This window comes from Streptomyces sp. DT2A-34 (genome assembly GCF_030499515.1).
In the GTDB taxonomy this organism is placed as follows: Bacteria; Actinomycetota; Actinomycetes; order Streptomycetales; family Streptomycetaceae; genus Streptomyces.
Genome location: NZ_JASTWJ010000001.1, coordinates 5550055 through 5572662, shown reverse-complemented (window position 1 = coordinate 5572662; position 22608 = coordinate 5550055). Strand labels below are relative to the sequence as shown.

The 22608-nt window shown below is 71.8% G+C and carries 20 protein-coding genes and 1 pseudogene; 12 read left to right on the top strand and 9 right to left on the bottom strand.

The window, feature by feature from the left end:
* Positions 1-126 precede the first annotated feature (126 nt).
* Positions 127-3279, bottom strand: coding sequence for a molecular chaperone Hsp90 (locus tag QQM39_RS24885; protein WP_301999747.1), 3153 nt, complete (start codon positions 3277-3279; stop codon positions 127-129).
* A gap of 378 nt (positions 3280-3657) precedes the next feature.
* On the opposite strand from QQM39_RS24885, the gene dacB reads away from it, so the two are divergent.
* From dacB to QQM39_RS24870, 3 genes are all read left to right on the top strand, one after another.
* Complete coding sequence (dacB, locus tag QQM39_RS24880) at positions 3658-4938, top strand: D-alanyl-D-alanine carboxypeptidase/D-alanyl-D-alanine-endopeptidase (protein WP_302003713.1); 1281 nt, start codon at positions 3658-3660, stop codon at positions 4936-4938.
* Positions 4939-5043: 105 nt separating this feature from the next.
* A complete protein-coding gene (locus QQM39_RS24875) occupies positions 5044-5259 on the top strand; it encodes a hypothetical protein (protein ID WP_301999746.1) in 216 nt (71 codons plus the stop codon).
* Positions 5260-5695: 436 nt separating this feature from the next.
* Positions 5696-5890 carry a hypothetical protein gene (locus QQM39_RS24870; RefSeq protein WP_301999745.1) on the top strand — a complete coding sequence of 65 codons (195 nt, stop codon included), beginning with the start codon at positions 5696-5698 and terminating at the stop codon, positions 5888-5890.
* Between the two features lie 502 nt (positions 5891-6392).
* Here the strand turns inward: QQM39_RS24870 and QQM39_RS24865 are convergent.
* From QQM39_RS24865 to QQM39_RS24855, 3 genes and pseudogenes are all read right to left on the bottom strand, one after another.
* The gene (locus QQM39_RS24865) at positions 6393-6605 is read right to left on the bottom strand and encodes a DUF397 domain-containing protein (protein ID WP_301999744.1); all 213 of its coding nucleotides are present in this window, start codon (positions 6603-6605) and stop codon (positions 6393-6395) included.
* Positions 6602-6820 carry a DUF397 domain-containing protein gene (locus tag QQM39_RS24860; protein WP_301999743.1) on the bottom strand — a complete coding sequence of 73 codons (219 nt, stop codon included), beginning with the start codon at positions 6818-6820 and terminating at the stop codon, positions 6602-6604. The genes QQM39_RS24865 and QQM39_RS24860 overlap by 4 nt, the downstream gene beginning before the upstream one ends.
* Positions 6817-7692: pseudogene (locus QQM39_RS24855) on the bottom strand (helix-turn-helix transcriptional regulator). The gene QQM39_RS24860 and the pseudogene QQM39_RS24855 overlap by 4 nt, the downstream one beginning before the upstream one ends.
* 159 nt (positions 7693-7851) lie before the next feature.
* Between QQM39_RS24855 and QQM39_RS24850 the strand changes: the two are divergent.
* The 3 genes from QQM39_RS24850 (at position 7852) to QQM39_RS24840 (ending at position 10359) form a co-directional block, all read left to right on the top strand.
* Complete coding sequence (locus tag QQM39_RS24850; protein WP_301999742.1) at positions 7852-8346, top strand: ATP-binding protein; 495 nt, start codon at positions 7852-7854, stop codon at positions 8344-8346.
* Positions 8347-8560: 214 nt separating this feature from the next.
* Positions 8561-9415 (top strand): helix-turn-helix domain-containing protein, encoded by an 855-nt coding sequence (locus QQM39_RS24845; protein ID WP_301999741.1) that lies wholly within the window; start codon positions 8561-8563, stop codon positions 9413-9415.
* A 47-nt stretch (positions 9416-9462) separates the two neighbouring features.
* A complete protein-coding gene (locus QQM39_RS24840; protein ID WP_301999740.1) occupies positions 9463-10359 on the top strand; it encodes a hypothetical protein in 897 nt (298 codons plus the stop codon).
* A 31-nt stretch (positions 10360-10390) separates the two neighbouring features.
* Here QQM39_RS24840 and QQM39_RS24835 read toward each other — a convergent pair whose 3' ends face one another.
* The gene (locus QQM39_RS24835; RefSeq protein ID WP_301999738.1) at positions 10391-11317 is read right to left on the bottom strand and encodes a DUF3027 domain-containing protein; all 927 of its coding nucleotides are present in this window, start codon (positions 11315-11317) and stop codon (positions 10391-10393) included.
* Positions 11318-11673: 356 nt separating this feature from the next.
* On the opposite strand from QQM39_RS24835, the gene QQM39_RS24830 reads away from it, so the two are divergent.
* The 4 genes from QQM39_RS24830 (at position 11674) to QQM39_RS24815 (ending at position 15235) form a co-directional block, all read left to right on the top strand.
* Positions 11674-13101 carry an MFS transporter gene (locus tag QQM39_RS24830; RefSeq protein WP_301999737.1) on the top strand — a complete coding sequence of 476 codons (1428 nt, stop codon included), beginning with the start codon at positions 11674-11676 and terminating at the stop codon, positions 13099-13101.
* A gap of 79 nt (positions 13102-13180) precedes the next feature.
* Positions 13181-13678, top strand: coding sequence for a DUF2771 domain-containing protein (locus QQM39_RS24825; protein WP_301999736.1), 498 nt, complete (start codon positions 13181-13183; stop codon positions 13676-13678).
* On the top strand, positions 13648-14349 hold the full coding sequence (locus QQM39_RS24820) for a futalosine hydrolase (RefSeq protein ID WP_301999735.1): 702 nt from the start codon (positions 13648-13650) through the stop codon (positions 14347-14349). Before QQM39_RS24825 ends, QQM39_RS24820 begins: the two co-directional genes overlap by 31 nt.
* A complete protein-coding gene (locus tag QQM39_RS24815) occupies positions 14339-15235 on the top strand; it encodes a 1,4-dihydroxy-6-naphthoate synthase (RefSeq protein ID WP_301999734.1) in 897 nt (298 codons plus the stop codon). The genes QQM39_RS24820 and QQM39_RS24815 overlap by 11 nt, the downstream gene beginning before the upstream one ends.
* A 40-nt stretch (positions 15236-15275) precedes the next feature.
* On the opposite strand, the gene QQM39_RS24810 is transcribed toward QQM39_RS24815, so the two are convergent.
* Positions 15276-15659, bottom strand: a complete 384-nt coding sequence (locus QQM39_RS24810; protein ID WP_058924654.1) for a cold-shock protein — start codon at positions 15657-15659, stop codon at positions 15276-15278.
* Between the two features lie 165 nt (positions 15660-15824).
* On the opposite strand from QQM39_RS24810, the gene QQM39_RS24805 reads away from it, so the two are divergent.
* Entirely contained in the window at positions 15825-16112 is a 288-nt protein-coding gene (locus tag QQM39_RS24805) for a hypothetical protein (protein WP_301999733.1), read from the top strand.
* On the opposite strand, the gene QQM39_RS24800 is transcribed toward QQM39_RS24805, so the two are convergent.
* The 3 genes from QQM39_RS24800 to QQM39_RS24790 form a co-directional block, all read right to left on the bottom strand.
* Positions 16085-16732 (bottom strand): HAD family hydrolase, encoded by a 648-nt coding sequence (locus tag QQM39_RS24800; protein WP_301999732.1) that lies wholly within the window; start codon positions 16730-16732, stop codon positions 16085-16087. The two genes, QQM39_RS24805 and QQM39_RS24800, sit on opposite strands and share 28 nt — an antisense overlap.
* A gap of 102 nt (positions 16733-16834) precedes the next feature.
* Entirely contained in the window at positions 16835-17878 is a 1044-nt protein-coding gene (locus QQM39_RS24795; protein ID WP_301999731.1) for a hypothetical protein, read from the bottom strand.
* 96 nt (positions 17879-17974) lie between these two features.
* Positions 17975-19615, bottom strand: a complete 1641-nt coding sequence (locus QQM39_RS24790; protein WP_301999730.1) for a substrate-binding domain-containing protein — start codon at positions 19613-19615, stop codon at positions 17975-17977.
* Positions 19616-19826: 211 nt separating this feature from the next.
* On the opposite strand from QQM39_RS24790, the gene QQM39_RS24785 reads away from it, so the two are divergent.
* On the top strand, positions 19827-22361 hold the full coding sequence (locus tag QQM39_RS24785; protein ID WP_301999729.1) for a helicase-associated domain-containing protein: 2535 nt from the start codon (positions 19827-19829) through the stop codon (positions 22359-22361).
* Positions 22362-22608 lie beyond the last annotated feature (247 nt).

Genomic DNA, 22608 nt, shown 5'->3' with positions numbered 1-22608 from the left:
GGGGCCCCAAGTGATCAAGGAGTCTGTTGACTCGCATGATCAGATCCGCGAAGGACACGAATGGTTGTACGGCCGGTGAAGAATTCGTGCGGACACGTCATCACCGGCCGGGCCCGCCCGGAGGGCTCAGTCGAACCAGCGGTCGCGGGCCAGTTCCGCCGTCCTGGACGGATCCTCCAGCAGGGCGGCGACCTCGAACCGCCGCGGCCACTGCCCGGCCGCCCACGCGAGCCCCGCGGCCACGCCCTCCAAGGTGGCGGCGTGCAGGACACCGTCGTTGGTCAGCCGCCAGTCGATCTCCACACCTTCGACGACGAGTTCCTCGTGTTCGACGTACGACTTGGGGGTCCGCGCGCCGAGCAGCACCCGTACCGACTCCGGTACGTCATGCTCGGTGCCCTCGCTCGTCACCTCCCCGGTGACGGACTCGCTCAGCCGCCGCACCTGGAACAGCTCGGCCAGCTCGGCGGCCCGGGACGGCCGTACGGGAAGCAGCGGCACACGGTCGGTGAAGGGCAGCAGGTCCGGCGAGTCCACGACCACCGCGTCGGCCGCGTCCACGACCTCCACCCGCCCGTCCACGACGGCCCGCAGCTCGTCCGGCAGGGTCACCTGCTCGGGGTCCAGATCGGCCAAGGCGCCGTACAGCGCGTGCAGTTGGGGCGAGGTGACGGGGCGCTCCGGGTCGGCGAGCCGGTCGAGGAGCTCGGCGGCGCCGCCCGGCTCGTCGAGCAGCGCGGCGACGGACGTCCGCACACCCAGCGCCCGCAGCACCTGCTCGTCCTCGAAGCCGGTCGCGTCCGCCTCGTCGTACAGGCCGCGCAGGAGCGGGTCGCCGCCGGAGGCCAGCAGGCCCGCCGGGCGGCGGCCGTCCAGCACCGGGTTGCCCCGTAGCCACCAGGCCGTGTACGGCCGTACGACCTCATGCGTGCCGTCGGGCAGCAGGATCCGTACCTGCTGGGTCAGCGCGTCACGGAGGGGCGGCTGGGCCAGCAGCGCGAGGGCCTGCGGCCACTTGTCGTCGTCGACGAGGTCGAGATCCCGTACGGCGATCAGCTCGGTGGCGACCGGCGGTACGGGCGTGTCCGGGAACCGGTCGAGGATGTCCTCGCTCCACACGTCGACGGCGTCCAGCAGACCCGCGTCGTCGGGCTCGGCGAAGTCCCCTTCGCGCGGCTCCAGTTCATCCGGGTCGAGGACGACGTCCGTGGCCCGGACGAGGGCGAAGTTGGCGAGGACGCCACAGGCGGCGAGAGGCTGCTCGCCCCACCTCTCGGCCAGCTCGGCGTCGACGGCGGCGAGCTCGTCCTCCCGCATGACCTGGGCGAAGGGGCTGCCGGGGAGGACGAGCTCACCGGCGGGCGCCAGCTCGCCGTCCTCGTCGGGGAGGGCGAGGGCGCCGAGCCACGGCTCGTCACCGGGCTCCAGACCCGCGTCCCGCACGAGCGCGAGGACGGTGTCGGCCAGTTCCTCGGCGTCGGGCGCCTCCTCCTCCCAGCTCACGCCACTGTCCTCATCCAGGGAGGCGGCGACGGCGGCACGCACCTGGGGCGTGGTGAGGACCGCGCGGGGCGTGGCCGGCAGGGCGCCGAGCTTCTCCAGGAGCGGGTGGACGGCGTCCGGGTGGGCGACCTTGAGCCCGAGGCGGGCGAGGACCTCGGGGTCGACGGAGGCGCCGTCGGGGGTGGGGAGCAGGACCTGCCGGGGCCCGATGGTGGTGCGCCCGTCGGCCAGCGGCACGGGCAGGCCGGACAGGCGGTCCGGGTCGACCCCGGCGAGGCTGTCGTAGAGCCGCCGCCACCAGCCCGGGTCCTTCTCCAGCCCGGCGAGCCGGTCGACGGCGTCGGTGAGCGGGACGCGGGCGACGCCCAGGGTCCGCAGCTCCACACGCCGTTCGAGCCCGGCGGGCAGGAGGGTGGGCAGCACCTCGGCGAGGACGCGCACCGTCTCGGCACCGGCGCCTTCGACGACCTCGGCGTCACGGGGCCGGAGCGACTCGGGCAACTCGTCGTCGTGCTCACGCGGCTCGACAGCCGGCGGGAGGAAGGCCGGGTGGGCGGGCGGGAGAAACGCAGTACGGGGCAGCCGCTCCAGGATCGCCTGGCGCAGGGCCCCGTCCAGCTCGCCCTTGCCGAGCGGCCCGGGCACGAGCCCGATGATGCCTTCGCTCACCGGGCGCCAGTCGGCGAGCAGTTCGGCGTACGCATCGGCCGCCCGCTGCACGAGGAAGTCGGTCAGCGGGCCGGGGGCGGCGTGGCGGCGGGTGGTGTCGAGGGGGAAGGAGGCGATGAGGAGGGCGGGGACGCCGAGGGGTTCGTCGCTGGGGGTGGGCGCGTGGACCACCGGAGCCGTGCGGGGCCGGTCGGGCGTGCTGTCGGCGGCGTTGACGGGGACGGCCCAGGTCAGCGACCAGTGGGGCCGCAGCCGCTCCTCCACCGGGCGGTCGGCGAGGAGCTCGGGCGTGAGCGGGCCGTGGGCGGCGGCCGTACGCCAGTGGGTGACGCCGTTGTGCGAGTCCTCCACGACAGTGAAGGGCCCGTCGGTACGACGCCGCAGCGTGCGCGGCTCGGCGTCGCCGACCTCGACCACGACCTCCTCAAGCCCGGGCAGGGCGAGGAGCAGCGCGTCGTCGACGGCGTGCAGCAGCCGCTCGGCGAGGTCGGCGGCCGCGGTGTCGCGCAGGGGGAGGATGACGGCGGTGTCGTACGGGTCCGGGGCGGTGCCCTCGGCGGCGAACGGCAGCCGCAGGAGCGGCACATGGCCGTCCCGCCGCCGGATTTCATCCCCCAGCCCCGGGCTGTGCCGCGCGGTGTCGTTCGCCATCTCCCGGGCCTCGGCGAGGGACCAGCGGATGCCGCCGTGCCGCCCGACGACGGCCGGCTCGTCGGTGACGGCGAGGACGGCGGCGAAGCCGACACCGAACCGGCCGACGGAGCCCTGCTGGGTGTCCCGCTTGGCGGAGGCACGGAGGGTGGACAGCGACTCGACGCCGGCGGCGTCCAGCGGGGCGCCGGTGTTGGCGGCGACGAGAACCCCGTCCCGCAGGGTGAGCCGAAGCCTGCCGGGCACCCCTGCCCTTGCTGCGGCATCGGCGGCGTTCTGAGCAAGCTCGACGACGAGCCGGTCCCGATACCCGCCGAGGACGAGATCCTCCTCGGCGTTGGCGTCCTCGCGGAAACGGGCGGGGCTGGTGGCCCAGGCGTCCAGCACACCGCGGCGCAGACGGGCCGTACCGAAGGGGTCGGCGCCTTCGGCTGCGGGCCGCACGAACTTGCTCACGTTGACTCTCCTCATCGGCTGACGATGAAGGTACCGCTTGGGAAGCGGGGCTCAGAGCACAGGATGCGCGCGCACCGGCCGGGCGCGCCCCGCGTCACTCGGCGGAGTTCCCGAGCCGGCGTGACCGGCTCAGCTGCGCGCCCAGATGCCGGGTTCTCGGCTGAAACCGACCGCCACCCCCCACGACTCCACTTACGCAACACCTCCACATCTACTCCACATACCTCCATACGTAGCCAGTTGTAACTCTGCCCACCCCTGTTACCTGCACTTTCAAGAAGATTGTCCGCACCGCACTCCAGACCGAGGCCCCCCCCCCACATGCCCAGCAACCCCCGCACGGCCACATCCGGTGGCCGTCACCGCAAGCCCAAGACGATGAGCCCGTCCGTCCGCCGCACGCTCGTGATGGCGGCGACCGCCCCCATAGCCGGGACGATCCTGACCGCTCCGTCCGCCTTCGCCGCCGACAAGGCCGACGCGAAGAGCGCCGCCACCGCACTCGACGCCGCCGAGCAGAAGATCGTGGACAACCTCACCACGCGGAGCCAGGACACGCGCCTCGGCAGCAACCTCAGCGGTATCGTCATCGACGCCAAGTCGGACAAGGTGATCTGGGGCCACAACGCGACGACGGCGCTGATGCCCGCGTCCAACACCAAACTCGCCACCGCCACGGCCGCGTTGACCGTCCTCGGTCCCGACCACCGGTTCACCACCAACGTCGTCTACGGCGACGGCACGCTCACCCTCGTCGGCGGGGGCGACCGCACCCTGACCACCGACGACCTCGACGCCCTGGCCAAGGCCGCGGTCGCGGGCCTGAAGAACGCCGGTCTGACCTCGGTGAAGGTCCGCGTCGACGACAGCCTCTTCCCCGAGCCCGCCCTCGCCACCGGCTGGAACGCCGACTACTACCCGAACGAGATCGCGCCCGTGCGGTCCCTCGTGGTGGACGGACACGCGGTCACGGACACCTCCCTGGACGCGGGGCAGGCCTTCGCCAAGCTTCTCGCCGACCGGGGTGTCACTGTCACCGGTGACGTCACCCGCGGCGCGGCCGGGACCGGAGACGTCCCCGTCGCCCAGCACCAGTCCGACAAGCTGAACAAGATCGTCAAGCACATGCTCAAGGTGAGCGACAACAACATCGCCGAGACGCTGCTGCGGATGACCGCGCTCGGCGCCGGCCGTCAGGCCACGTTCGAGGACGGGACGGCGGTCGTACGCGAGGTGCTCGGCCAGCGGTACGGCGTGTCTCTGGACAACTTCGAGATGTACGACGGCAGCGGGCTCTCCCGTTCCACCAGGATCCCGGCCCGGACCCTGGCGGAGATCCTCGACCTGAGCACCGAACCCCGTTACAGCCAGACCCTGAAGTCCATCAAGGACGGCCTTCCCATCGCGGGCAAGGCGGGCGAGACCCTCGGCCCCGAGTGGGGCCGCTTCGACACCGCGGACTCCCAGTGCGCCGTCGGAAAGGTCATGGGCAAGACCGGCACCCTCTCCGGCGCCATCGCCCTCAGCGGCATGACCAAGGCGGAGGACGGCCGCTGGAAGGTCTTCTCCTTCATCGAGAACGGCTCCACCGCCTCCCCGGGCGACACCAAGGACGCCCTGGACGGCCTCGCCGCGACGGTCAACGGCTGCTGGGCGTGACCCCGCTCCATCGGCCCTCGGCGAGCCGGGGCCGGGGTGAGAGCCTGATGCGCGGTTGATCATGTGGACATCTCGCGCGCCCGGGGGCGTCGAACAGTGCTGGAGTTGATCAGGGAGTCCCTCAGCGGACTGGCCTGGACGGTCTTCGCGATCATCGTCTTCCTCTGGTGGATCGGCGGTCCGGGGGTGACCGCCATCCTCTGGAGCGAGGGCGACAGGAACGACGCGCTTCGGTTCCTTGCGGCCTGGGCGTCCGTCACCGCGCTGTACTTCATCGCGTCCCGGCTGATCCGCCACGCGCTGCGTGCCCGGCGTTCTTGACCGCCTCTCGAGGGCGGAGGCACGCCTTCCCCGACCCGCCTGACCAGCGGTTCACCGATCGGGGCGTCTGTCGCGCATCTGTCTGACCAACAGAGCAAGAGGGGAACACGACGTGACACCGTGGATATCCACGCGCCGTCCCGCTGTCGACCCGGCCGCCGGAAAAGGGTACTCAAGGCGGCTGCTGTCATGGCTGCCGCAGCCGTGGCGCTGGGCGTAACCGCCCCCCTGGCGGCCGCGTCAGAGACGCGGGACTCCGCTGCGACCGCGAGCGGGTCCGTACTCCAGACCGCCGCGACCAACTCGTCGGACCTGGCTTTCACCGCGAGTTCGAGGCCTACGCCAACCATCTGGAGGGCAAGGCCGCGTCCCCGCGGTTCGGCTGGAGCACCATCGTGCGGAAGCTGGTGGTGGCCGGCTTCCGGCATGGCGGAACGTGGCTTGGCAAGGTGCTCAAGCACGTCTCGCCGAAGGCCTCGCGTACGCCTCCAGGTACGGCAACAAGATCGCCGACGCCGTCGACGCCGTCGAAAACTGGGGCGAGCACGCTCTCACCCATGCCCTGGTGAGGTCAGGGTTGCACCCCTGGCCAGGCGGGACGATGGAGGAACTGGAGGTGAGCACGGCGTGAACGCACGATCCGTACCGGCCGGAGACGAGGACCACAACGCGGAGGACGAGCCGTCAACTCCTGATGAGAAGCGGCTCGCCCGAGCCGTCATAGGCGGGTTGATCCTTTTGGTGACCGCGATGGTCGGCCTCGTGATGCTGCTCGCTCTGCTCGTCACGGTGGCAGTGTTTCCCGGGACGATCGAGATCGACGGACTTGCGTCGGTGTTCTGGGCACTGTTGCTTCTGGCGCCCTGCTCCGCTATCGCCGCTGCCGTCACCGTTCCCATACGCAGGCTGGTGCGCGCCTCGTTCGCCCACTCCGCGCCTACCGCCCGGCTCGCGGACGCTGCCTCTGGCTGGCTGTCGGCCTTCCTGGTCGGAGTGATGCTGCTGGAGTGGACGCCGGGGGTTCACTCCCACTCCGTCCTGCCGGCCGTTGCCGTGGCCACGGCCGGGCTCCTGACAGCACCCCTCGCGGAGCGAGCGGGACGCAAGAGCGCGGGGAACCGAGGCGGGTCGGGTCAGGCCTGGGCTGCGTACGTGACGAAAGAGGACCAGGCCTGCGGCGCGAGGGCGAGGCGGGGGCCGGCGTCACGGTACTTGGAGTCACGGACGTGGATGGTGCGGGGCGCTGCCGCTATCTCGACGCAGGAGTTGCCATCGGTGCCGCTGCTGTAGCTGCTCTTGAACCACGCCAGTTCGGAGGCCCCCCCGGCGAGTGCCCTGCGGATCACGCCGACCCCTCAGACGCGTACGTGACGAAAGCGGACCAGGCCTGGGGGGCGAGGGCGAGGCGGGGGCTGGTGTCGCGGTACTTGGAGTCGCGGATGTGGATGGTGGCGGGGGTGGGGGCGATCTCGACGCAGGAGTCGCCCTCGCTGCCGCTGCTGTAGCTGCTCTTGAACCACGCCAGCTCGGAGGCGTTCCCGGCCGAGGCGTTGCGGATCATGTTTCCCCCAGCAGTTGCAATGAAGGCCGTCGACTCACGTGGTGTGAGAGCCTGCGCCCGGATGATGCCATACCGCAGTTCAAGGATACGGAGCTGCTTGGGCTCGGTGACCGGGCGGCCGTTGGCCATGGCTGGCGAACGCCCCACTGCCGAGCCGTCCTCGAACTTCAGCACCTCGATCCCACCGTCCACCCCGGCATGCTCCTCGCGATCCATCGGCATCACCTGAAGCTCGACGTTCCGCAACTTCCCCGCCTCCAGCAGATGTTCGAGCTGACGACGCAACGCCATCCTGCCTCCGAGCGGACGCCGCAGCGTCCACTCCTCCAGGACGAAGCTGAGTTCAGGCGCCGGGTCGCGCTCGAATACGGTCTTGCGTGCCACGCGCGCCGCGATGAACCGCTCCACCTCGTCCTCGGTGTATGCGGGGCGCCGCATCAGGAGGAGCCCGCGTGCGTACTCCGGCGTCTGCAACAGACCGTGGACGTTCAGCGGATCGTAGAGCTGGAGCTCGACCGCCTTGGCCTCCATCTCCCCCAGCGCCCGCACCTTCTTCGGGTACCGGACCCTCTTCACGTCCTCCCACGCGGCGGCGATGAGCCCACCCGCGTCCAACACCTCGTCGGCCTTGTCCAGGTACTCCCGCTGAGGAATCCGCTTCCCGCCCTCGATCTTGTAGACCATGTCCTCGCCGTACCCGACCGCCCTCCCGAAGTCGGCAGCGCGCATCCCACCGCCTCCCGCCGCAGCTTCAGCTGCCGCCCAACCGTCGCGATGACCGCGACGCCCCACTCGTCGTCCGGATCGACCTCCCAACCCGGCTCATCTGCCTAGGTCTTGAGCCGTACGCCATCGCCGTCAACCGCAGTCATGCCTACCCCTCCGTCGTACCACCGCAGTGCAGCAGCGCCCCTACCCGCACGCCCGCCCGCCCCGACAGCCCGGACACGACCGGACAAGCTCCGGACAGTCACCGTACGCACCCGCTGAGTCACTGTTCACAGTAAGCACGCACGGCCACGCTGAGTGATGTGAATCAAGAAGCCGCCGCCCCCGCGACCCCGCTCCCCCAACTCAACAACCACATCCGTAACTTCAGCGTGCAACTGTCCCCCACCCCACGCGGAGCCCGCCTCGCCCGCCTCCTCGCCACCGAACAACTCCGCAACTGGGGCCTTCCCTTGGACCCGGCGAAGCACATCGTGGCCGAACTGGCAGCCAACGCCGCCACCCACGGCCGCATCCCCGGCCGGGACTTCTCGCTGCTCCTCCACGTCGTCGGCGACACCCTCCGTATCGAAGTCACCGACACCCGAGCCGACCGACTACCGCACCCCGAACAGCCCGCCCCGGAGGCGGAGTCGGGCCGCGGCCTCACCATCGTCGACGCATTGGCCGACCGCTGGGGCGTCGCCCCAGGACCACCCCCACGCAAAACGGTCTGGGCCGAAATCGACCTGTCACCGGCACCCGGAAACCCGTGCTCCGGCGCTACAGGCTTCCTCCTCCAAGAAACACGAGGGTGAAAGAACCCCACCAAACCCCACCCCGCCCTCCCGCCCACGGCGCAAACTCACCCAAGCGGGTGAACATCACCAACTCGGCTGGATTCGGGAGCTGTTGCCTGCCTTACGCTCGGCGCAACACAACCGCGAATATGCCCCAGACATACGACGGCCCTCGCCGGGACGGCAATCCCAGTGCGAGGGCCTGACCACCAAGGAAGTAAGCGCCTTCCCGATGGACACCCAAAACCCTAGCGCGCCCACGCGCGCCCAGTCCCGTATCGCGGGCAAAAACCACCCCCACCGAGAGACCCCCGCGGGCGGTCTCATCCACGACAACGCCCGCCACACCACCCGCTTCACGGTGATCGGCAACCACCTCGCCCAGCACCCGGAGCTGTCGGCCCTCGCCATCGGCCTGGCGGTCTACATCCAGTCGCTCCCCACAGGCGCCCGCACCGACATCAAGACCCTCGCCGCCCGCTTCCCCGAGGGCAGCACCCGCATCGCCGCAGCCCTACGCGAACTGGAAGCCCACGGCTACCTACGCCGCGAACGCCGACGCACCCCCAACGGCCGCATCGTCACCCGCACGATCTCCTGCAACCAGCCGGGCCGCCACCAGGACCACCCGGCCCCGCCCCGGAAGAAGCGCCCCCAGTCACCCCGCAAACCCCTCCCCGCCGTACCGCAACCCGCCTACCCGGCCCCCACCCTCCTCCAGACGGCAACCGACCTCCTCGCGGACCTCCGCCGCCACGACGACCCCCGCCTACTGCTCAGCCAGCACGACACAGCCCACCTGGCCCCCGGCGTCGCGGCCTGGCTGGAACGGGACGTGACACCCACCGCCGTACGCCACGCCCTGACCACCGACCTGCCACCCGGCCCCTTGTGCCGCCCGGCAGCCCTCCTGGCCCACCGCCTCACCACCCAACTGCCGCCCCCGCCACCATTCCGCGCCCCAGCACCACCGCCACCCGTCCGGCACCCCTTCCAGACCTGCGAAGGCTGCGACCGAGCCTTCCGCTCACCGCTGCCCGGCCGCTGCCGCGACTGCCGTATCCACGATCCCGTACCAGCCGCCTGAGCGGCAGCCCAGTCACAACACACCTACGAAAGGCCCGAAACCGCACCATGGTCAGCTCGTCCCACGAGGCGATGCACCGCATCTTCCAGGACTATCCGGGGCTCTTCTCCGGAGTCTCCGAGGTGCTGGGCATCGACTTCGCCCCACCCACCTCGGTCACCGTCCTGCCCAGCGACCTCACCGAGACCAGCCCGGTCGAACGCCGTGTGGACACACTCGTACGGTTGGAGACGGAGGACGACGAGCCGTTGCTCCTCGCGATCGAGGCCCAGGGCCAGAAGGACCCGGCCAAGCCGGCGAGCTGGGCGTACTACGCCTCGTACTTACTCACGAAGTACCGGCTGCAGCCGATGCTGCTGGTCGTCTGCCAGGACCGCGCCACCGCGGAATGGGCCGCGCGCGAGGTCAACTTCGGCCCTCGCCAGTGGCCTCTGCTCACCCTGCGCCCGCTGGTCGCGGGACCGCACAACATGCCGGTGATCACCGATCCGACCGAGGTCCGCAAGGACCTCGCGCTCGCCACACTGTCGGCGATCACCCACGCCAAGAATCCGGACGTCGGGGCCATACTGAAGGCAGTGACGACCGTGCTGCGGGACACCCCGCAGGCCATCGCCGAACCGATCACCGAACTCATCTCACAAGGCTTGGGCAAGCACCCGGCCGCGGAACTCTGGAGGAACCTGGTGGCCGTGGACCTCTCCTTCTACAAGTCGTACATCGCAGAAGAAATCCGCGACGAAGGCCGTGCCGAAGGCCGTGCCGAAGGCGAAGCACGACGCGCCGCCAAGGACATCCTGGCTGTCCTGGCAGAACGAGGCATCGACGTCCCGGAAGACGCCCGTCAGCGCATCACCAACTGCGGCGACCTGGAGACCCTGCACCGTTGGCTCCTGCGCGCCGTCACCGCTCCCTCCACCGACGAGATCTTCGCGGACGAGTAACCAGTAACCACGGTCGGCGGAGCTGACGTCGCTAAGAGTGCCCCAGCTCCGCCGAATCCTCGTCCGCCCCCACCAGCACCGACCCCGAATCCGCCGCCGGCCGCAGCGGGAACGGATCCACCCGTGTCTCGTCGATCACCGGCGGAGCCGGACGCGGTGGCTTGGGCATCACCGCGGCCTCGGAGTGGCCCCCGCAGCCGTACGTCAGGGACACCACCCGGCCGTCCGCCGGGGAGAACTCGTTCGCGCAGACTCCGAAGGCCTGGCCGAGCGAACCGCCGATGGGCGCCAGGAAGCCACACGTCACACACGACGCCGGGGCCGCCTGGGCCATGGGGGTCTTCGCGCCGTACGCCTCCTCCCAGCGGTCCGCGGCGATGTGCAGGCCGTAGCGGGACAGGACGCGGGCGCGGCGCATGCCCAGTTCCTCCGCCACCGCGGCGATGGAGCCACGGGAGGGGGCGACGAGAAGGTTCGCGGGGGCGCCGGCGGTGACCTCCGCGTCCTCCGCCTCCACCAGCTCCGCCATCTCCTCCGAGACGACCGAGCTCGGCACCGGCTCGTCCTCGCCGGAGAAGCCGGGCTCCAGGCGGAGGTCCTCGGCGTCCGTGGGGAGCAGGTCGCCGGGGCCCATGTCGCCGGGGCGCAGGCGCTCGCTCCACGGGACCCACTCGGGGGCCAACAGCGCGTCCGGCCCCGGCAGCAGCACCACCTCGTCCAGCGTCACGAGCTTCGCGCGCGACGCCCTCGCCACCGTCACCGCCCAGCGCCAGCCGCGGTATCCGAGTTCCTTGCACTCGAAGAAGTGCGTGACAACGCGGTCGCCTTCGGAGAGCAGGCCCGCGTGCTCTCCCACTACGCCGGGCGCGGCGGCCTCCTCGGCTGCGCTGCGGGCGAGGTCGACCGCCTCGGCGCACAGACGGTCGGGGGTGCGGCTTCGCGTTGTCGCTGCGCTCACAGGTATCGCTTCTCTCCTACGCCGTCTCTCGGGTGCGGTGCCTTGAGGCGGTGGAGCGAACGGAGCGGACCAGTGGGCCGCGTCGACGTCCGCATCCGAATCGCGCTCGGGCGCACCTACGTCATCCATTGTGCGGGATGGCTGAGATACGCACGCTACCTGTTCGCGAGCGCTGGGCCTACACCGACGGCCCTTTCACCGCTGCGCGGCGGGTGCCGGAACCGGGTCGGAACCGTGCCGGAACCGGGCCGAGACCGGGCCGCGACCCGTCGGTCACCCTCGGCCGACCCGAGACCGTGCCCTCCATACGCGCCGTAACCGCACTACCCACCCCCATCTCGGGGCACTATTGCGTCGTGGCAACCGCGAAGCCGCCCCAAGGAGCCACCGGTGTCGGTGGGGCCAAGGGGGGCCGGAATCGAGGTGGCGGATCGGGCCGGACGCGCGGCTCCTTCCGTGCGATCGGCCGTGCCCTGCACTTCCCGTTCACCGGCACCGCCCGCGGCATCCGCAAGGCGACCCACGCGCACGGCGCCGGTGAGTCCGGCCTCGGCAAGCTGATCGAACTGCACGCGGTGAACGGCGCCGGGGACATGATGATCACCGTCGCCCTCGCCTCCACCGTCTTCTTCTCCGTCCCGACCGACGAGGCCCGCGGCCGGGTCGCGCTCTACCTCGGCATCACCATGGCGCCGTTCACCGTCCTCGCGCCGGTGATCGGCCCGCTCCTCGACCGGGTTCCGCATGGCCGCCGCGCCGCGATGGCCGGGGCGATGTTCGCCCGGGCGATGCTCGCGCTGGTCCTGTCCGGGGCGGTCGTCACCGGCAGCATCGAGCTGTATCCGGCCGCGCTCGGGGTGCTGGTCGCCTCGAAGGCCTACGGCGTCGTCAGAAGCGCCGTGGTGCCCCGGCTGCTGCCACCCCGCTTCTCGTTGGTGAAGGCCAATTCCCGGGTCACGCTGGGCGGCCTCCTCGCCACCGGTATCGCGGCGCCCATAGGCGCGGGGCTCCAGGCACTGGGGCCGCGCTATCCGCTGTACGGCGCCTTCGTGATCTTCATCGCGGGTACGTTCCTGTCGTTCTCCCTGCCGCCGAAGGTCGACTCGGCCAAGGGCGAGGACACCGCGCTGCTGGCGGCCGACGAGCAGCATCTGCACGGGCCGCACCTCAAGCCGGTCAAGCGCCCCGGGCTGCGCACGGTCGGCATCGCCGTCACCCACGCCCTCGGCGCCAACGCCGCCCTGCGCTGCCTGTCCGGCTTCCTGATCTTCTTCCTCGCGTTCCTGCTGCGCGAGCACCCGATGTCCGGCCAGAGCGCGGCCGTGTCGCTGGGCATAGTGGCCGGCTCGGCCGGGGTCGGTAACGCGTGCGGTACGGCGGTGGGGGCGTGGCTGCGCTCCCGGGCGCCCGAGATCATCATCGTGACCGTCGTGGGGTTCGTGCTGCTGGCGGCGCTCACGGCCGCGGTCTTCTTCGGCGCGGTCCTGGTGGCGTTCCTCGCTGCGACCGCGGGGTTCGCGCAGGCGCTGGCCAAACTGTCGCTGGACGCGCTGATCCAGCGGGACGTGCCCGAACTGGTCCGTACGTCGGCGTTCGCGCGCTCCGAGACGCTGCTGCAGGTGTCCTGGGTGCTCGGCGGCGCGGTCGGCATCGTGCTGCCGCTGAGGGGCTCCCTGGGCCTGCTGGTCGGCGCGGCGATCGTCGCCGTCGGCTGGCTGACCACCATCAAGGGCCTGATCGGCTCGGCGCGGCACGGCGGCCACGCACGGCCGCGCGTGGACTGACGCGCTCGCCCGGCCCCTGACGTACGGCACGCCGCCCCCACATGGAGAGGGCGTCACATGGGCCCGATAACCTTCGCCCATGACCTCGATGCCACGCGGCGGAGCCGCTAATGTCCGCGCCGTTGTGCGACGCCACCGCGCGCTCGCCGCCGCCGGCGCCGTTTCCGCCGGACTGCTCGTCCTGTCGGCCTGCGACAAGCCGACGCCGATGGCGACGATCACCGTCGGCACCTCCTCCGTCAACGCGGAGGCCACCTGCGGTGGCGAGGGCGACGCCCTGAAGACCGCGGATCTGGCCAAGTGCCTGAAGGACAAGGACATCAAGTCCATCAAGGTGGACCCCGACGACACCGTGCGCTTCGGAGTCGACCCGGAGATCGCGGACAAGGGCTGGACCGTCCTCATGAACGGTCAGCCGCTCACCGACTCCAGCAAGAAGACGTACCGCACCATCCCGGGCAGCGTGTTCTTCAACGCCCAGTACGGCGCCAGCGGCGACTCCACGCTGGTGTCGATCAAGGAGGGCGAGCAGGACGTGACGGGTCTGTGGTCCTTCAAGCTCAAGAAGGACAGCTGACCACGTCTGCCGTACGTGTCCTGGTGGCCACCGCGGTCCCCGCTGAGCGGGACGCGGTGGCCCAGGCGCTCGACCTGCCCGGCATCGACGTGATCGCCGTCGGTGTGGGCCCCGCGCAGGCCGCCGCCGCCACCGCCACGGCCCTCACTCGGGCCGCCCTCGAAGGCGCCCCCTACGGCTTGGCCGTCTCCGCCGGCATCGCGGGCGGCTTCGCGCCCCACGCCCCCGTCGGCGCCCTCGTCGTCGCCGACGAGATCACCGTCGCCGACCTGGGCGCGCAGACCCCCGACGGCTTCCTGCCCGTCACCGAGCTGGGCTTCGGCACCGTCACCCACCGTCCTCCCGAAGCACTCGTACGAGAGGTGGCGACCGCCACCGGCGCGCGCCCCGGCGCGATCCTCACCGTCTCCACGGTGACCGGCACCGCCGTCCGCGCCGCCGAACTGCGCGAGCGCCACCCCACCGCCCTCGCGGAGGCCATGGAGGGCTTCGGCGTCGCCGAGGCCGCGGCCGCGCACCGCACGCCCGTGCTGGAGCTGCGCGCGGTCTCCAACCCCGTCGGCCCGCGCGACCGCGCCGCCTGGCGCATCGGCGAGGCGCTGGCGGCCCTCACGGAGGCCTTCGGGAAGCTCGCACCCGTCCTGGAAGGTTGGCACCCGCATGACCGGTGAGCAGCAGCGACAGCCCTTGCGGATCGCGTACTCCCCCTGCCCGAACGACACCTTCGTCTTCGACGCCCTCGCCCACGACCGCGTCCCCGGCGCCCCCGCCCTCGACGTCACCTTCGCCGACATCGACATCACCAACGGCATGGCCGAGCGCGGCGAGTTCGACGTGCTGAAGGTGTCGTACGCCGTGCTGCCGTACGTCCTCGGCGAGTACGCCCTGCTGCCCTGCGGCGGCGCGCTGGGCCGAGGCTGCGGCCCGCTGGTGCTGACGCTCCCCCACTCTCGGCTTCGCTCAAGCGGGGGGACCCCCATGGCGGGCGTGGACCTCGCTGGTCGTACGGTCGCCGTACCGAGCGAGAAGTCGACGGCGTACCTGCTGTTCCGCCTCTGGGCGGCGGACACGCTCCCGGGCGGGGTCGGCGAGATCGTGGTCATGCCGTTCCACGAGATCATGCCGGCCGTGCGGGACGGGAAGGTCGACGCGGGGCTCGTCATCCACGAGGCGCGCTTCACGTACCAGCACTACGGGCTGCACAAGCTCGCGGACATGGGCGAGCACTGGGAGGCCACCACCGGGCTGCCCATCCCGCTGGGCGCGATCATCGCGAAGAGGTCCCTGGGCACGGCCACTCTGACCCTGCTCGCCGACTCGATCCGCACCTCCGTCCGGGCCGCCTGGGACGACCCCGAGGCCTCCCGCGCGTATGTCATGGAGCACGCCCAGGAGATGGACCCGACCGTCGCCGACCAGCACATCGGCCTGTACGTCAACGAGTTCACCGCCGACCTCGGCGAGGACGGCTACGCGGCGGTGCGGGGGCTGCTCACACGCGCGGCGGCCGAGGGGCTGGTGCCGCCCCTCGGCCGTGCTGTGCTGGACTTCCCGTAAGTCCGTTAAGTCCGTCGATTCGGTTGAGTCAGTTGAGTCCCTATACGTCGAGCTGGTCGGCGACCGCCCGCAGCAGGCCGGCGATCTTCTTGCCTGCGGTCTTCTCGGGGTAGCGGCCTCGCTCCAGCATCGGCGTGATGTTCTCCAGGAGGGTCGTCAGATCCTGGACGATGGAGGCCAGTTCGTCCGGCTTCTTGCGGGTGGCGGCCGCGACCGAGGGGGTCGGGTCCAGGACCGTGACCGAGAGCGCCTGGTCGCCGCGCTGGCCGGCGACCACGCCGAACTCGACGCGCTGGCCCGGCTTGAGTGTCTCGACTCCGGCGGGGAGGACCGAGGAATGGACGAAGACGTCACCGCCGTCGTCGCGGGAGAGAAAGCCGAAGCCCTTCTCGCTGTTGAACCACTTGACCTTGCCGGTAGGCACGTCTGTCCTCGTCCTCGTACTCGTCGGAAAACTGCTTCTGAAAACGGCTCTTGATAGCACTACAGCGGGTCGACCATGACCCGCCGCTACCAAGGCTAATGCTCCCGGGGCCGGTGACAAGACGTCGCCCGGTTGTTCCTTCGCGCAGGGAACTACCCTGGTCCGGTGCGCGACACTCCTCCCTTCTGGGGGACATCCCCCAGACCCCCGGACCAAACGAATTCCGCCGCTCCCGGTGACCGACTGATCCGTGCCGGTGCGGTCGTGTTCTTCATCGGTGCCGTGGCCACTCTGGTCACTGTGGCCCCGTTCCTGCTCGGTACGACGCCATTTCCGACGTACATGTTCGGACTGAGCATGCTCATGGGCGTCGGATTCCTCGTCGCCGGCGCGGGGGTGTTCCGGTCGATCGCGGCCGGCCGGCGTCAGGCGCGCGGCGTCCCGTCGAGGTAGCCGGCGAGCCAGGCCGGGAACTCGGTCAGGTCCGTGAGCACGACGTCCGCGCCGAGCGCGCCGAGCTCATCGGCGCCGTACGGTCCGGTCGCCACGGTGACGGACAGGGCGTCGGCCGCGCGGGCGGCGCGGATGTCTCCCTGGTGGTCGCCGACGTAGACGCTCGCCGCGTACTCGCGCAGGGCCTCGGCCTTCTGCTCGGCCCAGAGGTTGCCGATGACCGCGTCCGGTGCCATGCCGAGGTGTTCCACGTGCAGCTTGGCGTTCGGCTCGTACTTGGCGGTGACGACGATCGCGCGCCCGCCCGTCTCCCGTACGGCGGCGATCGCCTCGCGGGCGCCGGGGAGGGCGGGCGTGGCGGCGATGGCGATCGTCGGGTACATCTCGCGGTACAGGTCGGCTGTCGCCGCGACCTGCTCCGCCGGGAACCAGTTGATCAGCTCCTCCTCCAGCGGTGGCCCGAGCCGGGTGATCGCCAGGTCGGCGTCGACGTATGTGCCCGTCCGCTCGGCCAGTGCCGTGTAGCAGGCGTGGATACCGGGGCGGGAGTCGATGAGGGTCATGTCGAGGTCGAAGCCGACGGTCAGCGGGAGCGGGGTTGTGTAGGCCATATGGGTCATTGTGCCCAGTAGCTCGGTCCTACTCGTTGTATGGCGGCTGCGGGTTGTGGGGGCTTGTCGCGCCCACGCGGCGGAGCCGCATATCGATACAGCCTCGCGCCCCTAAGGGCGTTTCTGCGACCGCCAGACGATGAACAGCGCCGACGCCACCGCCGCACCCCGCAGTACCCAGGGCCAGGTCTCGCTGAGCGCGGCGTTCATGTGGCCCTCGGCGATCGGAGTTCCCCAGCGGCCCTCCGTACGGCCCCACAGCCAGACCACGCCCGCGGTGAGGGAGAGGCCGGGCAGGATCACGACCGCCCACTTGGTCTCGGCGTCCGACAACCGTCGCGAGCCCCAGGCGATGAGCCAGCCGAGGAGCAGGGCGATGAGGTTGCCGAGGACGGCACCGGCGACGAGGAGGGCGGCGGCGAGCAGGAGCAGGGGGTTGCTCCAGCGGCCGGTGGGGAGGGCCGGGCGGCGCGGCAGGAGGCGGCGGCGACGGGGGGCGGCGGCGTCCGCCTCCGGGGCGTCGGCCTGCTCGACGGCGGCCGGGGCGGCGGCGTCCTCGGCGGGCTCCTTCTTCTTGAGCCGCGTCTCCTCCGGCGAGGGCGGGCGGCGGAGCATCTCCGGGATCTCGACGCCGCCGACGAATCCCGGGACGTCCTCGCCGGGCCCGAAGGGGCTGCTGTCCACCCGCCACCAGTCGGGCTGGGTCGCGCTGCCGCCCAGGTCCGCCGTGCCGGCGAGGTGGGGCGGCGGGGGCGCGGCGTCGGGTACCGCCGGTGTCTCGGCGAGGCGGGGGCGGGGGCGGGGCACGATACGGCGCAGCCCCTTGGGCCGTTCCTCGTCGGCCCGGCTGCCCCGGCTGTCCGGCTGGACGGGCACGGAGGTGACCGGCGCCTGGGGTGCGGGGGCGGCGTTGCCTCCCCCAGAGGGGGTACCCCCAGCGGCCGCGACGACCTCGTCCGGGGTGCCGAGGCGGGCGATGATGCGGCGGACGGCGGCGGGGCTGTCGACGGGGGCCTTCGCGCGCCGCCGGTCGATCTCGCCGCGCAGCTCGTTCACCAGGCGCATGCGGCTGGCCGACGGCAACTGCCGCTGCTGAGCCACGTCGCCGACGCGGCTCAGATACTCGTAGACGACCTGGTCGCTCTCGATCCCCACGAAGTCCCCTCCGGGGTGGGTGCGTTGAATGCCCGGTGGGACGACGTTAGCGCAGGACAGGGTGGGTGGGGCGGGTCGGACCGGTGGGCGGGGCGGTCAGAGCGGGCGGCACTCCCCCGAGTTCCGCGCTTCGGAGCAGAGGCCGTGGCCGTGGTCGCGGAGGATGTCGCGGCCGCTCTGCTGGGTGAGGAAGTTCAGGAAGGCCGCGGCGACGGAGCCGGCCGGGGCCTCGCCGTAGGTGTAGGCGAACTCGGTCTGCCAGTAGGGGTAGTCGGTGTCCTCGACGCCCTCCGCCGTCGGTTCCCGGCCGTCGATCGTCACTTTGACGAGTCCGCCGGCCGCCTTGTGGCCGTCGACGCCGCTGGTCTCGCTGTAGCCGATGGCGCCGGGGGTCGCGGCGGTGGTGTTCAGCATGGTGTCCGTGCTGGTGACCTCGCAGCGGCCGTACCGCTTCGGGTTGAGGGAGGCGCAGTCGGTCTCGGTGAACTGGGGCGGTTCCTTGCCGCCCAGGACCTTGCCGACGAGGGCGCTGCGGGTGCCCGAGCCGGGGTCGCGGTTGACGAGGTGGACGGGCACGTCGTTGCCGCCGACCTCGGACCAGTTCTGGATCCGGCCGGCGAAGATCTCGCGGATCTGGGCCAGTCTCAGGTTCTGCACGCCCGCGTCCTTGTTGACGACGAGGGTGAACACGGACAGCGCGACAGGTCGGGGGATCAGCCGGGGGTGGCCGTCGGAGGCCATGCCGTCGGTGAAGGCGATGTGGTGGCCGAGGCCCTCCCCGACCGGGATGCCGGCGTCCTTGCCTGCCCTGTCCAGGTCGGTGACGCCGTCGGTGCTGCCCTTGAAGGTGTCGTCCGCGAGCGGGATGTGCACATCGGCCCCCTCGCACCGCTTGAGGTAGTCCTCGGCGGCGGCCCGTACCGCGGGCGCGAAGGCGGTGGAGCCGTGCAGGTACAGGGTGCCGCCGACGCAGTCCAGCGGGGGCCGCCGGTCGCTGCGGAAGAAGAGCGTGAAGGAGGCCTGGACGACGACGGCCGTGATCAGGATCCAGATGGCCCACCAGGCGGGCCGGGACGCGAAGACATGGCTCTCGGTCCTGGTCGCCTTCAGCCGGAAGAACCTCACCAGCGGGTCGTACCAGCGGTCGTGCCCGTCGGTGCCCTGGACGACGGGGTCCGGGAAGTTGTCGGTGCTGTGGTCGTCGGGCCAGCGTTCCAGTACGACGAGCACCTTGTACTCGGCGCCCCGGGGCAGGGTCACCTTCGGCAGCCGGATGGTGCCGGTGCGCTCCCCCACGTGGTTGCTGCGGCGGAAGCCGGGTTTGGCGACGATACGAAGGTTGTCGCCTTCCGTCACCTCCTCGAAGAAGAAGTCGCGCAGCGCGTTGTTGCTCGGATCGGTGAGGACCACGGCCGCGACCCGGCGGTCCCGGAAGGTGACCTTGATGCCGTAGGGGTCGGCGGGGTCCGCCAGGTAGTCCTCGGAGACGATCTTGGCCGACCCGGCGTTCTCGATGCGCAGCAGGACGAACGAGGGGTCCCTGAGCTGGTGGCCGTCGTGCCGCATGTCCCCCAGGACGTCGGCGTACGGCTTGTCGGCCGCGTCCGCGGCCAGGGTGTCCATCTGCACCCGGTAGCCGAGCCGCTTGCGGCCGACGATGGCGAACTCCCACAGGAACGCCACCACGGGAAACCCGAGACTGAGGATCGCGATCCACTGCTCGACCCGTTCGCCCATCGCAGGATCCCCCGAATTCCCTTGAGCCGTGAAGCAGTTGGCAGGGAGCCCAGGGTGACCAGTGGGTGCGCGGTGTTGCCAGAGGCGTCGGAATCCTCCGGACGATGTTCATCCGGGGGTCATCTGCGAAACGTTCCGTTCGCCGTCGGACGGCGTTTCAGGCGTCCGGCACACCCCCTGCCCCGTCGCCCCACCCGCTAACGTGGGTCGGATGAGCGACCCGGCTACACCGCCCCGTTCCCTCGCGGAAGCCCTCCGTGCGCGGGACGACGCCTCCCTGGCCGTGCTCCTGCGCAGCCGCCCCGACCTCATCACCCCCGTCCCGACCGACCTCACGCAGCTGGCGACCCGCGCCGGTACGCGGGCCTCCGTGGTGCGCGCCCTGGAGCGGCTGGACCGTTTCGCGCTGCAGACGGCCCAGGCGCTGGCCGTGGCGGCGGATCCGGCGGCGTACGACGAACTGCTCGCGTTGATGGCGGGCGACGAAGGCGATCCGACCGTCGCCGGCGCGCTTCCGCACGCCCTGGGGGCCCTGCGCGACCAGGCCCTGGTGTGGGGCGCCGACGACCGGCTGCGGCTCGTCCGTACGGCACGTGAGCTGCTCGCGCCCTCCCCGCAGCACCCGTCCCCCACCGGACTGGGCCCGACCGTGCAGGAAGCCACCGCGGGCATGTCGCCGGGCCGTATCCAGGAGATCGTCACGGCGGCCGGGCTGCCCTCGACGCACGACGCCGTGTCCGCCGTGTCGTCGCTCACCGCCCTGTTCACCGACCGGCGGCGCATGGCGGCCCTGCTCGCCGACGCCCCGGAGGAGTCCCGGGAGGTCCTCACGCGCCTGGTCTGGGGGCCGCCGTACGGCCAGGTCACCGCCGACCCCGCGTCCCACCTGCGCTGGCTGCTGGACCGCGGCCTGCTCCTCCCGACGGCGCCCGGCACGGTCGTACTCCCCCGCGAGGTGGCCCTGCATCTGCGCGCCGGCCGCGCGCACCGCACCACCGAGCCGCTCCCGCCGCCCGTCGAGGCGAGCGCGACGCACCGTCCACAGATGGTGGACTCGACCGCGGCCGGGCAGGCGTACACGGCCCTGGCGACCGCAGAGGAGCTGCTGAAGGACTGGGACGAGGGCGGGCCGACCGTCCTGCGGGCGGGCGGCCTGAGCGTGCGCGATCTCAAGCGGACCGCGGTCGCGCTCGACGTCTCCGAGCCCATGGCCGCGTTCTGGGTCGAGCTCGCCTACGCCGCTGGGCTGCTGGCCGCCGACGGCGAGGCCGACGAGCGGTACGCGGCGACGCCCGCCTACGACGAGTGGCTGGAGCAGCCCCCCGCGCAGCGCTGGGTGCGGCTGGCGGAGGCGTGGCTGACGGCGACGCGTACGGCGGGCGTGGTCGGGGGGCGGGACGCGAAGGACCGTACGTTGTCGGCGCTGGGCCCGGGCCTGGACCGCTCCGCCGCGCCGGAGGTACGGCACCGGGTGCTGGCCCTGCTCGCCGGGCTCCCGGAGGGGGCGTCGCCGTCCGCCGAGTCGGTGCTGGCGCGGCTGCGCTGGGAGCGGCCGTTGCGGGGGCCGCAGCAGGACGACGACCTGCGCGGCCGCCTCGCCCGGTGGACGCTGAACGAGGCGGAGCTGCTGGGGGTGACGGGGCGGGGGGCGCTGTCGTCCCAGGGGCGGGCGTTGCTGGGCGCGCGGCTGCCGGAGCCGGCCGCCGGGGAGCCGGTCGGCCCCGGCGACAAACTCCCCGTGCACCACCACCGTCCGACCGCACCCCACGAGCCCCTCTCCCCCACCGAGCAGGCCGTCGCCTCCGCGGCCGCCGCCCGCCTGCTCACCCCCCTCCTTCCCGAGCCGCTCGACCACGTCCTCCTCCAGGCCGACCTCACGGCCGTGGCACCCGGCCCGCTGCGGCGCCCCCTGGCCGAGATGCTGGGCGTGCTCGCGGACGTGGAGTCCAAGGGCGGCGCGACGGTCTACCGCTTCACGCCCGGCTCGGTACGCCGCGCCCTCGACGCCGGCCGCAGCGCCTCCGACCTGCACGCCTTCCTCGCCGAGCACTCCCGTACGCCGGTGCCGCAGCCGCTGGCGTACCTGATCGACGACGTGGCCCGTAAGCACGGCCATCTGCGGGTGGGCGCCGCCTCGGCGTACGTCCGCTGCGACGACGACGCGCTGCTGAACGAGATCCTCGCCGACAAGCGGGCCGCTGCCCTGCACCTGCGCCGCCTGGCCCCGACAGTCCTGGCCACCCGTGCGGACCCGGCGGCGCTGCTCGACGGCCTGCGCGCGATGGGCTTCGCCCCGGCCGCCGAGTCGGCGGAGGGCGACGTCCTGATCACCCGCGCCGACGCCCACCGCACCCCACCGCGCACGGCCCCCGAGCCGGTCCCCGACGGCCCGCCGACACCGGACGCCACCCTGCTCGCGGCCGCGATCCGCGCCATCCGCGCGGGCGACCTGGCCTCCACGACACCGCGCAGGCCGAGCGGGGCCGCGGCTGCGGTGACCGGCGGCGACCTCCCCCGCACGACCTCCGCCGAGACCCTCGCCACCATGCAGGCCGCCGTCCTGACCGGCGACTCCCTGTGGATCGGCTACGTCAACGCCGAGGGCACCGCGAGCCAACGGGTCATCGCCCCGGTACGGGTCGAGGGCGGCTTCGTGACGGCGTACGACCACACCGCGGACGAGGTACGGACGTATCCGCTGCACCGGATCACGGGGGTCGCGGAGCTGGCGGACGACCAGATCTGACGGCCCACTCGTTCGGGTGTACGCGGCATTTCATGCACGCCACGCCGGGTGTTCCCCACTCATGAGGGAGCTTCAGGGCCTTTCCGCATCGCGCCGCGCGGCGCAGGGCAGCCACCCGTTGTCCTGATCACGCTCAAGTGAGCGCAAAAGAGAGGTACTTGTCCCATGCGTACTGCTCGTCGCATCGCCACCGTGCTGACCGCCACCGCCGCCATGGTCGGCGCCTTCGCCGCCCAGGCCGCGGCGA

Bases quoted from the DNA above. Each gene is read 5' to 3' on its own strand.
- QQM39_RS24845 (WP_301999741.1), top strand. From the start codon at position 8,561: ATGGACACCCAAAACCCTAGCGCGCCCACGCGCGCCCAGTCCCGTATC.
- QQM39_RS24860 (WP_301999743.1), bottom strand. From the start codon at position 6,820: ATGATCCGCAACGCCTCGGCCGGGAACGCCTCCGAGCTGGCGTGGTTC.
- QQM39_RS24825 (WP_301999736.1), top strand. From the start codon at position 13,181: ATGACCTCGATGCCACGCGGCGGAGCCGCTAATGTCCGCGCCGTTGTG.
- dacB (WP_302003713.1), top strand. From the start codon at position 3,658: ATGAGCCCGTCCGTCCGCCGCACGCTCGTGATGGCGGCGACCGCCCCC.
- QQM39_RS24840 (WP_301999740.1), top strand. From the start codon at position 9,463: ATGGTCAGCTCGTCCCACGAGGCGATGCACCGCATCTTCCAGGACTAT.
- QQM39_RS24815 (WP_301999734.1), top strand. From the start codon at position 14,339: ATGACCGGTGAGCAGCAGCGACAGCCCTTGCGGATCGCGTACTCCCCC.
- QQM39_RS24785 (WP_301999729.1), top strand. From the start codon at position 19,827: ATGAGCGACCCGGCTACACCGCCCCGTTCCCTCGCGGAAGCCCTCCGT.
- QQM39_RS24790 (WP_301999730.1), bottom strand. From the start codon at position 19,615: ATGGGCGAACGGGTCGAGCAGTGGATCGCGATCCTCAGTCTCGGGTTT.
- QQM39_RS24800 (WP_301999732.1), bottom strand. From the start codon at position 16,732: ATGACCCATATGGCCTACACAACCCCGCTCCCGCTGACCGTCGGCTTC.